Here is a 14093-nt window from a genome sequence, read left to right as displayed (position 1 = left end):
TGAGGGTGGGTCACAGCCCAAAGAGCCGCGCGGCGTCCAGCAGCGATAAGGTCGCGGGGGGAGAGCCAGCTGAATAGTTTGGGGTTCCTTTCATGCCGCTGGCTAGTATTGCATCCTTGAGCTCTTGAATCTTAGTATCATTCCATGTGCTGGGGTAATAAATGGTAAGCTTGGCCGCATCGACGCCCAGAAATGCGCCAGCGGCAACGGGAAAAGTATCACTTTTTTCTACAATTTCAGGAACAGTCGCACTCGTAAAAAATAGATCGGTCAGGCCGGTGCAGCTCTGGAATGCGGCCGTTTCAATCTTTTCCACCGTGTCGGGCAGGATGACGTTTGCCAGACTGGTGCATTCGTTAAATGTATTGACTCCAATGGTCTCTATCCCGGTATCCTCCAGGTTGATCGAGGTGAGGTTGGTGCAGCCCCAAAATGCACTATTGGCAATCTTTGTCACGGTACTGGGCAGGTTGACGGTTGCCAGACTGGTGCAGCCGGTAAATGCATTGTTTTCAATGGTTGTTACCTTGGTATCCTTCAGGTTGATCGAGGTGAGATTAGAGCAGCTCTGAAACGCACCGGCTTTAATAGTCGTCAATGTCTCGGGCAGGATAATTTCTGTCAGGGTATTGCAACTATTAAACGCATCGTCGCCAATGGTGGTTATTTCGGTGGCACTCAGGTCGATGCCGGTAATGTCACCCGTAATATAGTTCTTAATACTACTTGGCAACTCCTCTAATGTATCCGGTGCGACCAACTGTCCATTATCACCATGCGGCCATGTGCTGGGATCGTCCGTAACGACCTGGCTGGAGGAGCTGTCCGGCTGGCTGGAGGGAGAGCTGCTGGAGGAAGGGGCGCTGCTGTCGTTGTCGTCGTGATTGGGCCTGCTGGCCTGGCTGGAGGAGCTGGAAGAAGAACTGCTGGAGGAGCTGTTGAGCCACTCCAAAAATTCCTCCCAGCTGCACCCGGTGAGAGCGCCGGCGGCCAGCGCCGCCGACAGGATAAGAGCGATGGGCCGTCTGATACGCATGACTTGACCTCCTTTGCACAAAAAAGTATACCTTTCCGGTTTGCGGTCAAATCGTCCCTTTTGCGGAAAAATGCTTGATTGACAGCCTTATTTACGGTATACTAAAATTGCATAAAGTGGCAAATCGAAGGTTTATTTGGGTATAGATTTCCAAACACCGCACATCGCCCCGCCTGCAAGCTGCAGGCGGGGTTTATATATACATCGCCTGCTCCCGGGTACGCTCGTCGGCAGACAGGTCCGCCATGGCGGTGCGGGCGGCCGCGGCGCGCCACTGGGCGGGGGTCTGGCCCGTCTCCTTTTTGAATACCCGGCACAGGTAGTTGGCCCCCGAGAAGCCGCACAGGCTGGCCACCACATCCAAGCTGTACTCCCGGTGGAGCAGCAGCTTCATGGCCGCCTCGATCCGCACGCTGGTCAAATAGCGCCCCGGGGGCACCCCCACCGCCGCCGTAAACACACGGATTAGGTGGCTTTTGGACACCCCCAGACGCTCGCTCAGCTCCTCCACGCCATACAGGCCGGCGTAGTTGGCCCGGATATCTTCAATGGCTGCGGCGGCCAGGGGCGGCAGGGGCGGGGCGGCGCTGTCGGCGTTGGCCAGTTCGCACAGCAGGGCAAACACCATCTGACTGCGGGCCCGGCCGCCGTTGAACTCCCCGCCGGCCAGACGGTCCATCAGCTCGGCGGCGCCGGGGCAGCTCTCGCCCCGCGCAGGGAACGGCTGGATGGGCAGCCCCGCCAGCAGCTGGGCCGGAGCCGAACCGGTGAGCAGCAGGCACAGGATATGGCTCTCCCCCGCGGGGGTCAGCTGCAGGGGGCTGCGGCTGAGGATCAGCCCGCCGGCCTCCACTTCCTTGGGCGGCAGGGATGGCAGGGCGCCCGGGGCGTCCCCCAGTGCGGCGGTACAGCTGCCGCTGGAAAGCAGGCACACCCACAGCCCCTCTCCCGTCAGCGTGAAAGGCTGAGCGGTCTGCTCGTCCCGCACCGACGCCAGCGCGGCGGTGGCCTCCCAATTATAAATCAATATCCGACACCTCTAATCAATAAAATGCTATTCCATAACACAAAAATATCTGCTATTATAGTACCAGCAAGTGAGGGACCCGTCAAGGGTCAGCAAAATCCCCGCACATACACCACACAACACATAGTAGGAGGCACACACATGGCTTCGATTAGCTGCCAGCACATTTACAAGATCTATCCGGGCGCTACCGCTCCGTCCGTTACCGACTTCAACCTGGAGATCAAGGACAAAGAGTTCATCATCTTCGTCGGCCCCTCCGGCTGCGGTAAGTCCACCACCCTGCGCATGATCGCCGGTCTGGAGGAGATCTCCAAGGGCGAGATGTACATCGGCGGCCGTCTGATCAACGACGTCCCCCCCAAAGATCGTGATATCGCCATGGTCTTCCAGAGCTACGCTCTGTACCCCCACATGACCGTTTACAAGAACATCGCTTTCGGCCTGGAGCTGCGCAAGACTCCCAAGGACGAGATCGACAAGCGCGTGCATGAGGCTGCCAAGATCCTGGAGATCGAGCACCTGCTGGACCGCAAGCCCAAGGCTCTGTCGGGCGGCCAGCGTCAGCGTGTTGCCCTGGGCCGCGCCATGGTCCGTAACCCGGCCGTCTTCCTGCTGGACGAGCCTCTGTCCAACCTGGACGCCAAGCTGCGTACCAGCATGCGCACTGAGATCATCAAGCTGCACAAGAAGCTGGCTACCACCTTCATCTACGTTACCCACGACCAGACCGAGGCCATGACCATGGGCGACCGCATCGTCGTCATGAAGGATGGCATCATCCAGCAGGTCGATACCCCGCAGAACCTGTACGATTATCCCTGCAATATGTTCGTTGCAGGCTTCATCGGCAGCCCCCAGATGAACTTCCTGGACGGCACCGTGGCCAAGAAGGGCGACCAGTACGCCATCGATCTGGGCGGCGACATGATCCCCCTGCCCAAGGAAAAGACCGCTGACGGCAAGCTGGACGCTTATGTCGGCAAGAAGGTCAAGATGGGCATCCGTCCCGAGGACATCGACGACGAGCCCGAGTTCATGGCAAAGCACCCCGACTGCCAGCTGGACGCTCAGGTCGAGGTTTCCGAAATGATGGGCGCCGAGATCTACCTGTACCTGGATTACAAGGGCAACAAGATGACCGCCCGCGTTTCTCCCACCTCCAAGGCTCGTCATGGCGATACCGTCCGCGTTGCCTTCGATCCCCACAAGGTCCATGTCTTCGACATCGACACCGAGCTGACTGTCCTCAACTAATGTGTTGACCTATGGGCCTGTCCGGCGTGCTGCGAGCTTGCCCCCCAATTTCTCTGGTACGCCGGGAGGGCTCACCGTCATAGATCCCCTCATCATAGAGACGTAAGCTTCTCCTAACACAGAGAGCCGCTGGTTATGCCAGCGGCTCTTTGTGGTTTGGACGCGCCCCCGGTCACTGACCGAGGGGTTAGCGTGTCGCAAAAGCGCCACGCTCCAGGGGGAACCCATTTCTGCGCGCAGCCGCGCGTCAGAAATTCCTTCCCCCTGGTATCCCCCTGGGGACAAAATTGAGCGCTGAACCGCGCACTCGGCCTTGCGGCCTCGCACACTCTCAGCGCTCAATTTCCCTGTATGTGTCCCGTCCATCCGCACATGTCGGCTGGACGGGACTTTTTTGATAGGCCGGGGGCTTTGCATTTTTATGCGAAAATGTGTGCTTTACAGGCCAGCAGCCCGGACAGCGGCCTCCACTACATGGGCGGCCAGCACCGAAGTAGTCATGGCGCCCACACCGCCCGGCACCGGGGTGATGGCAGCCACCACCGGCTCAGCCTCGTCAAAACGGACGTCGCCGCAGAGTTTGCCGGTCTCGTCGGTGTGGATGCCCACATCCACCACCGCCTGCCCCGGGGCAAAGCAGCCGGAACCAATGGCCCCGCGCCGGCCCATGGCCACCACCAGCACATCGGCCTGACGGCACAGCTGCTCCAGACCCTGCGTGCGGGAATTGCAGATGGTCACGGTGGCGTTTTTGCGGTCCAGCAGCATGGCCGCGGGCTTGCCCACCACCAGACTGCGGCCCACCACCGTCACCCGCCTGCCCTCCAGCGGGATGCCGTAGTGCTCCAGGATCTCTACACAGGCCTGTGCGGTGCAGGGCGGATACCCCACCCCGCTGCCGGTAAACACACCCGCCAGCGACGCATCGGTGATGCCGTCCACGTCCTTTTCGGGGGCCAGGGCCGCACGGATGGCGCCATCCTCCATCTGGGGCGGCAGAGGCCGGAACAGCAGGCAGCCATGGACTGCCGCGTCCCGGTTGATCCGGTCCAGCACGGCCAGCAGCTCCTCCTGAGCCGCATCGGCGGGCAGCGCATCGAGCTGCACTTGGATGCCCAGCTTTGAACAGCGGTTCATCACGCCTTTTTCATAGGAGAGGTCATCGGGGCGCTCCCCCACCCGCACCACGGCCAGGGTGGGCCGGACCCCGGCCGCTTCCAGCCGGGCGACACGGGCGGCGGTCTTTTCGTTCATGGCGGCAGCAGCCTGCGCGCCTTTCAGCAGCATTGCCATTTTCATTTCCCTCCCAGGCGGGCCCTGACCCGCTCATACACAGCGTTGGCGCGGGCCGGGTATTCCCGCAGCATCTCCTCCACCTGGGCGTCCAGGCGGGCGGCCTTGGCCCGGTCGGCCATCAGACGGGTATTGACGGTCACGTTCAGGCCGGCGGCCTGCAAGGCGGCCGCGCAGAACAGGGCCCCGCAGCCCGCGTCCGACAGCGCCAGCACGCTGCCCTTGGCCGCATACTCCTCCAGCAGGGCAACGGCCCGGCAGCAGCAGGCCATGATCTCCAGCGGGACGGCGGCCGCGGCGTCCAGAGCGCTCTCCATGACGGCGGCCCGGGCCGGGTCATCTTTGGGGATGGAATACGCCTTGGCCAGGGGTGCAAAAGCCACCGCGTCCGCCTCCACCAGGCTTTTCAGGCGGGCCCGCAGGGCGCTGGCTTTTTCGTTCAGGGCCAAAATATCCGGCTCCACCGCCGCATATTTGGCTTTGCCCAGGGTCAGGCAGCCCACCATATTGCCTAAGGCGATCCCGACAGCCCCTACCAGAGCCGACGCGCCCCCGCCCCCCGGCACCGCCGCCTTGGAGGCAAGCTCGTCCACAAACAGCCCACAGCTTTTCTGCATCATTTCCATAAATAGATCCCCCTTTCTGTGATCACACCATCCAGCCGCACGTCCAGCGGCCCGGCCGCGGCGGCGTCCACCTTCTGCGCCTCATAGGCGACGCCAAACCAGGCCGCGCCGGTACACCGCGGCAGATACCGGTCATAATAGCCTTTGCCCATCCCCACGCGGCGGCAGTCCGCGTCAAAGGCAGTGCAGGGCACCAGCACCAGGTCCAGGGCCTCGGGCGGCAGGATCCGGGCCCGGGCCTCCACCGGCGTCCGGATGCCATAGGCGCCCCGCGTCCAGCCGTCCACCGGGGCGGGACAAGCCGCCCGCATGGAGCATTCCTCCCCGCAGATGGGGTAGGCCACCTGCTTGCCGCAGCCCGCCAGCAGGGCGGACAGGTCCGGTTCCCCGCCAAAGGCAGCGTAGGCCAGCACCCGGCCCGCCTTCTGCCACTGGGGCAGGGCTGCCGCCCGGGCGCAGATGGCCGCATCGGCCGCCTGCCGGGCTTCGGGCGAGAGCGCCCGCCGCGCCGCGATGCCCTGCCGCCGCTGGGCGGCCTTGGCGCAGGCGAGGTTTTCTTCAGTCGTCAAAGTAGAACAGCTCCTCGAATTTTTTGTCCAGCGCAATGCAGAGGATGAGGGCCAGCTTGGCGGTGGGGTTGAACTGCCCCGTCTCGATCGAGCTGATGGTGTTGCGGGACACGCCCACCATCGCCGCAAGCTGTGCCTGGGACAGCCCCGCCGCCATGCGCGTCTCTTTCAGGCGGTTTTTGAGCACAAGCTCTTCCTTCATGGTAACCTCCTCACAACCCGACCAAAAACCGCACGGTAAAAGCCAGAAATCCCACCAGACAGCACAGGCCGCCCACCAGATTGGCCCGGGTCTTCAACCGCGCATACATCCACAGGTGGACAAACGCGGCGTAACCGGTGGCGATGGCGGGCAGCTCCCAGGCGCCCACCTCAGCCAGGCCCAGCCGGTCGGCCTGGAACACCCTCGCCAGCCAGAAGAAGGCGCACAGCGCCACCACCGCCAGGGCGCTGCGGGTCATGATGCGGCCCTGGACCCGCTCCTCATATTCGCCGTTGCCCTCGCTGCGGGCTTTTTGCAGGATATCCTCTTTTTTCATGGTGCGCACCTCCCGGGGCTGACAAGTTTTATTTACAGTTTCAGTATAGCATGGACAAGTATACTTGTCAACACAGAGGCGCAAAAAAGCCCCCGTCCCCCAAAGGAGACGGGAGCCGTACCGGTCAGGCACCAAAGCCGGCCAGAGCCGCCAGGATCGCCGATGCCACGCATTGCATCACCACCCAGCGGATCACCACCTGCTCGTCGCTCCAGCCCAGACGCTTGCGGGCGTGGTCGTGGAGGGGGGTCAGGGTGTTTTTCAGGATGCTGATGTGCAGAAAGCGCTTGAAGCTGATCTTCAGGATCCCCAGGCTGCCGTCCGCGATGAACACCAGCGCAGCCAGCAGGAACGCGAAGGGATGCCCCGATTTCAGCGCCAGCAGGGCCAGGAAAAAGCCCATGGCGCGGCTGCCCGCATCCCCCATCAGGACGCTGGAGGGCTTGGCATTGCCCCACAGATAAGCCAGCAGCGCGCCCACAAACACCGCCGTGGCGGTGACATAAGCTCCCATGTACTGGCCGTACAGCAGCGCAAAGGTGCCCATGCTGACCACCGCCACGCTGGCCGACAGGCCGTCCACACCGTCGGTGCAGTTGACCACATTGATGCTGGCCCAGATCAGAATGATGATGAGCAGCAGGTACAAGGGGTACGGGATCTGGAAATACCAGCCCAGCAGCTGCACGCCGCAGCCGTTGAAATTCAGATAGGTGACGCCGGCCACCGCTGCGATGATGAAATCGATCAGGCCCTTTTTGTATTCGTTCCAGGCGGTGTCGGAGGCGTCGTCCAGGTAGCCCGACAGCATGGACGCAATGAGCAGCACCATATAGATGCAGTATTCCAGATGGAACGGCACAAAGGCCAGGGAAACCAGCACGATGCACAGCACGAAGATCAGGCCCGCGCCCCGGGCTTTGCCCTTGGACAGGGCGCCGTCCACCGCGTAGGCCCGGCCATGGTCTTGGGGCAGGCGGCTGCGGAACAGGCCGGTAAGCAGCCCCGTAAGCACGAACGCCAGCAGGAACGCCAGCGCATCCACCCCGCGCTGGCCTATGATCGACAACAAAATTGAAACCATGATTGCTTCCTCATTTCTGGGGAGACGCGCCCGGAAGCCGCCCCCCTGCTTTTACCAATCCTTTCGTACATAGAGGAAGTGTACCATTTCCGGCCAAAAAAATCAATCGCAAGCTGGCGGGGCCGGGCATCTGAATCATTCTATGCGGCGCGCCGGCGGCGGGTTCGGGGCAACTATTTTAGGGGCCGCACGGCCAAAAAAGTCCCGCCCAGCCGACATGTGCGGATGGGCGGGACACATACAGGGAAATTCAGCGCTGAGAGTGTGCGAGCCGCTTTGCGGCGAGTGCGCGGTTCAGCGCTGAATTTTGTCCCCAGGGGGATACCAGGGGGAAGGAATTTCTGTCCCGCGACTGCGGGCAGAAATGGGTTCCCCCTGGAGCGTGTCGCTTTTGCGACACGCAGAAAAAAAGGACGGGCCTTTCGGCCCGCCCCGGAAACTGGGTTTGCACCCAGCTGGTTCTTTTTTGGTGCGGCAAACTACAAATAATTGTAATAAACCTTTGGTGCTATACTAAGCGCTTAGTATATGCGCAGGTTTGCGGATGTACAGTAGATGATGAAGAATGGCCTGCCACCCACTGCCCCGCGCAGTGCTACATCATACGATCAAATTTGTGAATAAAACGGTTACGTACAAAAATTTTAGCTTAGATAGCTAGATTAGTCAGCAACATTCAAGCCATCACGTGCAACACTCTGGGTAACAGAAATTGCAATGTAGTAAGCAGTTGCAGTCTCACCACTATCAGCAGTGTTGACAGTAACAACACTTACACGGCCAGTGTAAGAAGCCTCATGGTTTGTATTAGGAGTCGGATTACCAATCCAGACAAGTTCAGGATAGTTAGCCTCGTCTTTCTTCATAATAGCAGCAATCTGCTCGAGAGCCGCCTTCTCAGTCAAACCATCAGCATTCACTTTATACAGAGCAGTCTTGGTATAGGACATACCTGCTTTCGAATTTGTGGTATCCTCGAAGAACCAGTCGTTAGAATCCAAATGATCATTTACAGTGAGCTTGTCATCCAATTCACTATAAATGGGATCCTTATCAGTATTGGTAACAGCTTTAACTTTGAAGCTCAGCCCCTTAACTTCTTTATGAGCGCCCTTCTTAGCTGCTGCTGCAAGAGCTGCATCAAAATCAGTGTTGGCCTCGAACTTAACCAGGCTCTGAGCCTCATTCATGATGCTAACAGCATCGCTAGCAGGAGGCGTAACCTCAGTGTTGCCCCCGTCACCATTCGAGGGATCACCAGCGCAGCCAGCCAGCATGCTGACGGCCATCAGGCCGGACAGAGCCAGAGCCATAACCTTATTCAGTTTCATTTGGAAATTTCCTCCTTGTTGTTGTTTGTAACTCGCACCAAAACATTTTTGGGGAACAGGTCACCATCCCCGTTCCTTGTGCATAGTTTATCACAACAGCATTTCCTTTGTCAAGGCAGAACAGGCAAATCGTGAGGAAAAAGAAAAATTTTAGAAAAATAAAACGTACCACCGCAGATAAACTTTGGACGTTTGTGAAGATTCTGTGTAATAAGGTCTAGAATGCCCTTTGCGGGCGCACCGGACGGGACCTTGCCGGCTTTCCACCGGGCGGGGCGTCTTGTGTGGAAAACGCCAAACGCGCCCGCAGAGCGGCCCAGATCGCCTTCCGCGGGCCGCGGGCAAAAGTTTACCCGGTCCGGCCAAAAAGCAAACCAGCACCCCTTTGCGCGCCGCTGAGGGGGTGCGGCGCGGCCAAAGCAAAAACCCGCCGCACAGGCTTCCCCGTGCGGCGGGTTTTTGTTAGGCTATGAAACCAAGTCGCTTTTTCTCCCTATCCCTGACACCAAAAAGCCCCCAACGTCGCACCGTCAGGGGCTTTCTCCTCACGAAAAGGAACTAGGGTCAATGAGGGTTACGGTGCAGTACTAGAGCTGGTACTCTGGACCTGAGTCTGCTCAAGCATCAGACCAACAACCCATACAGAGGTATCGCTACCCGAAGACGAGGAGCTGCTACCCGCTGTAGTTGCAGGAATAGTTACCTGATATGCAGCGACATGTCCTTCAAAGGTATAGTCCTTCGAAGAAACATTCTTCAGATTCCAAACGGCAACATTATTGGCTACAGCCTGGCCGACGCCCGTGGCACTCATCGCGCCATCGAACAGCATCAAGGTAACAAAAGTCTTGTCACCAGTGAAATTACCGGTCGGAGTGTAGGAAGTAAAGCCGCCAGTCCAGTGGTCATAGTTGATGTAACGGCTCATGAAGTCGGCCAGAGCACTATTCTCCGGTACAACAGCACCATTTGTCGTACCGCTAAAATTGAGCCCGGTAAAATCATTCTCCGTCACACCGCGGGCCACAGTCCGTGTTGCACTGGCCAGCCCACCATTGCCTGTAAAGTCAACAGTGTCCTGTCCCAGTGTATCGAGCTGCGAATTCAAAGCCGAACGGACAGCATTTGTGCTATCCGAGACTTTGTTCCCGCCACTGCTGCCACCGCCAAAGTTACAAGCAGTCAGAACACCAACCGCCATAACTCCAGACAGTGCCAACGCAAGGATACGCTTGAGTTTCATTTGGACCTATTACCTCCTTTAGAAGTAAATTTGCCTTGGGGTTACCTGTTTCGAGTCTTGGACCTTTGCGGGATAAGGACGTCCCCTACCCCGTCTATGGATATAATAGTACAACTTCCGCGATTTGTCAATCACACCATTTTTCGGCAGGCCATATTCTCAAAAAATTTACATTTCATAAAAACAAGCGCCCTTGCCTTTCGGCAGGTGCGCTTTGTTTGGTTTTGACTTTTGTTTCCAAAGTAAAAGGCCCGCCGGAGTGCGAAATTTGGTCCCTTTTTGCAGAAAAAACCGCAAAATCCTGCGCATTTTACTTGTAAAATTTTTGTTTCGGTCACGTCTTGTGCTCTTCCTTGGCGGTCTGATCCACCCCGACGCCCACCAGCCACACCATATCGTCGCCGCTGTATGCCTGGCGGACGCTGACCGAATAGGTGTATGTATAGGTGTAGTAGCTGTCGATGACCACCTGGCGGGACTTGGCGCTGAGCTCCGAATCCATCTGCGCGATCTGTTCCGACACGCACCGGGCCACAAAGTCCTCGGAACAGTCGCCGGTGTAGATGTACAGCCGGCCCATCCGGGTGACACCCGGCACGGTGGGTGCGCTGGTGGGGCGGTAACGCTCGGTGTCCGAGACCTGGCGCAGCTCCTCGGCCAGCTTGCCCAGGTCCTCACTGTTGGGTCCCAGGTTTGGCTTGCTGCCCCAGATCAGACTGTTGGCCGCCGCTGCGGTGCCGCTGCTGATCTCGCTGTCTCCGGTGTTGACTTCCACCTCCGGGGTAATCGAGGCGATCAGCTGAGCAGTACTGGACATTTCCCGCGTTCTGGCCTGCTGCTGCTTCGCCTGCACCTGCTGCGGCGAGCAGCCGCTCAGAAGCAAAAGCAGCAGCCCTGCTGCAAGCATCACAAGCCAATATCCTCTTTTGCGCACTGATGATACCCCCTTTCCAGGCCCATGCTGCGCACGAACCCATTTTCATGTCTATTGTACACCGTCCAGGCAGGTTTTGTCAACCTGCATCCCACCCTCTTGTGATGGCTTCTGGGGCTTGATTTTGCCGGCCAATCCGGGTAATATGGTGGTATCCTGAGTTTATGGATCAATAAGGAGGCAATCCGGATGAAAACAGTTGGATTTATTGGCTGCGGCAATATGGGCGGCGCCATGGCGCGGGCTCTGTGCCGCACGGTGTCCCCGCAGGATATGGTGCTGGCCAACCGCACCCCTGCCAAGGCCGAGGCGCTGGCGGCCGAGCTGGGCTGCCGCACCGGCTCGAATGAGAACGCCGCCCTCTGCGATCTGGTGATGCTGGCGGTCAAGCCGCAGATGATGGCATCGATGCTGGCGCCCTTGCAGCCGCTGCTGGCCGCCCGGAAGGACCGCTTTATCCTGTGCACCATGGCGGCGGGCCTGAGCATGGCCCAGATCCGCCAGATGGCCGGCGGGGATTACCCGGTGTTCCGCATCAACCCCAATATCCCCTCCTCCACCGGCGAGGGGATGATCCCCTATTGCGCCGCCGGCCTCACCCCCGAGGAGGAGGCCGAGTGCGTCCGCATCCTGTCGGGCGCGGGCCGGGTGGACAGCATCCCCGAAAGCCTGATCGACGCGGCCAGCTGCGTGTCGGGCTGCGGCCCCGCCTGGGCGTACCAGTTCATCGAGGCCCTGGCCGACGGCGGCGTAGCCTGCGGGCTGCCCCGGGCCAAGGCCACCGAGTATGCGGCCCAGATGCTGCTGGGCAGCGCCAAGATGCTGCTGGACACCGGCCGGCATCCCGGCGCCCTGAAAGACGCCGTGTGCAGCCCCGGAGGCACCACCATCCAGGGCGTCCGCGTGTTGGAGGAGCGGGGCTTCCGGGGGGCTGTGACCGACGCGGTCATCGCCGCCTACGAAAAGACCTGCAAGCTCCGGGAGGGCTGAGGGTATGCGCATCGTTGTCAAGGTGGGCACCTCCACCCTCACCTATCCCACCGGGCGGCTGAACATCCGCCGGGCCGAAGAACTGGTGAAGGTGCTCAGCGACCTGAAAAACGCGGGCCACGAGATGGTGCTGGTGTCCTCGGGGGCCATCGGCATGGGGGTGGGCAAGCTGTCCCTGTCCGCCCGCCCCGCCGATATGGCCGGCAAACAGGCCTGCGCCGCCGTGGGCCAGTGCGAGCTGATGTACACCTACGACCGCCTCTTTGCCGATTACAACCACACCGTGGCGCAGATCCTGCTCACCGGGGTGGACGTAGAGCACACCGAGCGCCGCCAGAATTTTGAGAACACCCTGTACCGTCTGCTGGAGCTGGGGGCCCTGCCCATCATCAACGAAAACGACACCGTCTCCACCATGGAGATCGCCTCTATCGGGGACAACGACACCCTGGCGGCTATCGTGGCCTGCTGTGCCCGGGCCGACCTGCTGGTGCTGCTCAGCGACATCGACGGGCTGTACACCGCCAACCCCCGCACCCATCCCGACGCCAGGCTGATCCCCCTGGTGGAGGACGTCACCCCCGATATCCTGCGCCTGTCCGACGGCGCGGGGTCGGCTCTGGGCACCGGCGGCATGGCGACCAAACTGCGGGCGGCCCAGATGGTCACCGCCGACGGGGTGGAAATGGTGATCGCCAACGGCGCCCACCCCGAACTGCTGTATCAAATCGCCGAGGGCCAGCCCGCAGGCACCCGCTTTGCGGCCAAGCCCCGGCGCCACGGATGAAAAGGAGGCTTGCACCATGACCACACAGGAGATCCTTACCGCCGCCCGGGACGCCAAAGGCGCCCTGGCCCTGGCCACCGCCAGCCAGCGCAACAGCGCCCTGCTGGGCATGGCCGCCGCTCTGGAGGACCCCGCCGGCCAGCAGGTCATCCTGGCCGCCAACGCCCAGGACCTGGAGGCCGCCCGGGGGCATATCTCGGACGTGATGCTGGACCGTCTGGCCCTGAATGAGGCGCGGCTGGCAGGGATGGCCCAGGGCATCCGGGAGGTGGCCGCCCTGCCCGACCCGGTGGGCGCAGTGCTGCGCCGGATCGAGCGGCCCAACGGCCTTGTGATCGAAAAGACCGCCGTACCCATGGGCGTCATCGCCATCATCTACGAGAGCCGCCCCAACGTCACCAGCGACGCCGCCGCCCTGGCCCTGAAAAGCGGCAACGTCTGCGTTCTGCGCTGCGGCAAGGAAGCCTGGCGCTCCAGCCGGGCCATTGTGGAGGCCCTGCGCCGGGGCGTGGCCGGCGCCGGCCTGCCGGTGACCGCCGTCAACCTGATCGAGGACACCACCCACGCCTCGGCCAACCAGCTGATGACCGCCGTGGGCTATGTGGACCTGCTGATCCCCCGGGGCGGCGCCGGCCTGATCCGGGCCTGCGTGGAAAACGCCAAGGTCCCCTGCATCCAGACCGGTACCGGCATCTGCCACATCTATGTGGACGACACCGCCGACCAGGACAAGGCCCTGCGCATCATCGAGAACGCCAAGGCCAGCCGTCCCAGCGTGTGCAACGCCGAGGAAGTCTGCCTGGTCCACAAGGACATTGCGGCGGCTTTCCTGCCCCGGCTGGCCCAGTGCCTGGGCCCCGACCGCGCCGCCCGCGGCCTGCACCCGGTGGAACTGCGTCTGGACGAGCGGGCCGCCGCCCTCATCCCCGGCACCCCCGCCGGGCCCCGGGACTTTGACACCGAGTTTCTGGATTACATCCTGGCGGTGGGGGTGGTGGACGATGTGCAGCAGGCCATCGCCCACATCGCTGCGCATTCCACCGGCCACAGCGACGCCATCCTCAGCCAGACCCAGGCCCACATCGACCGGTTCTGTGCGGCGGTGGACAGCGCGGCGGTGTACGTCAACTGTTCCACCCGCTTCACCGACGGGGGCGAGTTCGGGCTGGGCTGCGAAATGGGCATCTCCACCCAGAAGCTCCATGCCCGGGGCCCCATGGGCCTGGCCGAGCTGTGCACCTACAAATACATCGTCCGCGGGGACGGCCAGATCCGCTGACGCACAAAAGAGCCGTGGGGCTTTGCGCTCCACGGCTCTTTTCCCTGTCCTGTCCATCTGCGTATGCCGGCCGGACAGGACGTTTTATCTTCTGCGGC

Annotated in this window: 15 protein-coding genes; 4 read left to right on the top strand and 11 right to left on the bottom strand. The window is 61.0% G+C overall.

The window, feature by feature from the left end; translation table 11 throughout:
* Window positions 1-10: 10 nt before the first annotated feature.
* Both B5E66_RS02480 and B5E66_RS02475 read right to left on the bottom strand, forming a co-directional pair.
* Entirely contained in the window at window positions 11-1036 is a 1026-nt protein-coding gene (locus tag B5E66_RS02480) for a leucine-rich repeat domain-containing protein (RefSeq protein ID WP_087228401.1), read from the bottom strand.
* A 193-nt stretch (window positions 1037-1229) separates the two neighbouring features.
* A complete protein-coding gene (locus B5E66_RS02475; RefSeq protein WP_087228400.1) occupies window positions 1230-2063 on the bottom strand; it encodes an AraC family transcriptional regulator in 834 nt (277 codons plus the stop codon).
* Between the two features lie 141 nt (window positions 2064-2204).
* Between B5E66_RS02475 and B5E66_RS02470 the strand changes: the two genes are divergently transcribed.
* Window positions 2205-3320, top strand: a complete 1116-nt coding sequence (locus B5E66_RS02470; protein ID WP_087228399.1) for an ABC transporter ATP-binding protein — start codon at window positions 2205-2207, stop codon at window positions 3318-3320.
* A 438-nt stretch (window positions 3321-3758) separates the two neighbouring features.
* On the opposite strand, the gene B5E66_RS02465 is transcribed toward B5E66_RS02470, so the two are convergent.
* From B5E66_RS02465 to B5E66_RS02425, 9 genes are all read right to left on the bottom strand, one after another.
* The gene (locus tag B5E66_RS02465; RefSeq protein WP_087228398.1) at window positions 3759-4613 is read right to left on the bottom strand and encodes a bifunctional 5,10-methylenetetrahydrofolate dehydrogenase/5,10-methenyltetrahydrofolate cyclohydrolase; all 855 of its coding nucleotides are present in this window, start codon (window positions 4611-4613) and stop codon (window positions 3759-3761) included.
* A gap of 2 nt (window positions 4614-4615) precedes the next feature.
* On the bottom strand, window positions 4616-5239 hold the full coding sequence (locus B5E66_RS02460) for a cyclodeaminase/cyclohydrolase family protein (protein ID WP_087228397.1): 624 nt from the start codon (window positions 5237-5239) through the stop codon (window positions 4616-4618).
* A complete protein-coding gene (locus tag B5E66_RS02455) occupies window positions 5230-5808 on the bottom strand; it encodes a 5-formyltetrahydrofolate cyclo-ligase (protein ID WP_087228396.1) in 579 nt (192 codons plus the stop codon). The genes B5E66_RS02460 and B5E66_RS02455 overlap by 10 nt, the downstream gene beginning before the upstream one ends.
* Window positions 5798-6010 carry a helix-turn-helix transcriptional regulator gene (locus B5E66_RS02450; protein ID WP_087228395.1) on the bottom strand — a complete coding sequence of 71 codons (213 nt, stop codon included), beginning with the start codon at window positions 6008-6010 and terminating at the stop codon, window positions 5798-5800. Before B5E66_RS02450 ends, B5E66_RS02455 begins: the two co-directional genes overlap by 11 nt.
* Window positions 6011-6020: 10 nt before the next feature.
* On the bottom strand, window positions 6021-6347 hold the full coding sequence (locus tag B5E66_RS02445) for a DUF6442 family protein (protein WP_087228394.1): 327 nt from the start codon (window positions 6345-6347) through the stop codon (window positions 6021-6023).
* A 124-nt stretch (window positions 6348-6471) separates the two neighbouring features.
* Window positions 6472-7431: a phospho-N-acetylmuramoyl-pentapeptide-transferase gene (locus B5E66_RS02440; protein ID WP_087228393.1), complete on the bottom strand. Its 960-nt coding sequence runs from the start codon at window positions 7429-7431 to the stop codon at window positions 6472-6474.
* Window positions 7432-8093: 662 nt separating this feature from the next.
* On the bottom strand, window positions 8094-8762 hold the full coding sequence (locus B5E66_RS02435; protein ID WP_087228392.1) for a hypothetical protein: 669 nt from the start codon (window positions 8760-8762) through the stop codon (window positions 8094-8096).
* 574 nt (window positions 8763-9336) lie between these two features.
* Window positions 9337-10005, bottom strand: coding sequence for a hypothetical protein (locus tag B5E66_RS02430; RefSeq protein ID WP_087228391.1), 669 nt, complete (start codon window positions 10003-10005; stop codon window positions 9337-9339).
* Window positions 10006-10339: 334 nt separating this feature from the next.
* Complete coding sequence (locus B5E66_RS02425; protein ID WP_143406920.1) at window positions 10340-10915, bottom strand: hypothetical protein; 576 nt, start codon at window positions 10913-10915, stop codon at window positions 10340-10342.
* 213 nt (window positions 10916-11128) lie between these two features.
* On the opposite strand from B5E66_RS02425, the gene proC reads away from it, so the two are divergent.
* From proC to B5E66_RS02410, 3 genes are read left to right on the top strand one after another with little or no spacing between them, the layout of a single operon-like run.
* Window positions 11129-11929: a pyrroline-5-carboxylate reductase gene (proC, locus tag B5E66_RS02420; protein ID WP_087228389.1), complete on the top strand. Its 801-nt coding sequence runs from the start codon at window positions 11129-11131 to the stop codon at window positions 11927-11929.
* A 4-nt stretch (window positions 11930-11933) separates the two neighbouring features.
* Window positions 11934-12716, top strand: a complete 783-nt coding sequence (gene proB / locus B5E66_RS02415; protein ID WP_087228388.1) for a glutamate 5-kinase — start codon at window positions 11934-11936, stop codon at window positions 12714-12716.
* A gap of 16 nt (window positions 12717-12732) precedes the next feature.
* Complete coding sequence (locus tag B5E66_RS02410; protein ID WP_087228387.1) at window positions 12733-13995, top strand: glutamate-5-semialdehyde dehydrogenase; 1263 nt, start codon at window positions 12733-12735, stop codon at window positions 13993-13995.
* Window positions 13996-14093 lie beyond the last annotated feature (98 nt).

This window comes from Faecalibacterium sp. An121, from assembly GCF_002160915.1.
In the GTDB taxonomy this organism is placed as follows: domain Bacteria; phylum Bacillota; class Clostridia; order Oscillospirales; family Ruminococcaceae; genus Faecalibacterium; species Faecalibacterium avium.
The sequence above is the reverse complement of the archived record's forward strand: the minus strand, read 5'-3'. Positions and strand labels throughout refer to the sequence as shown.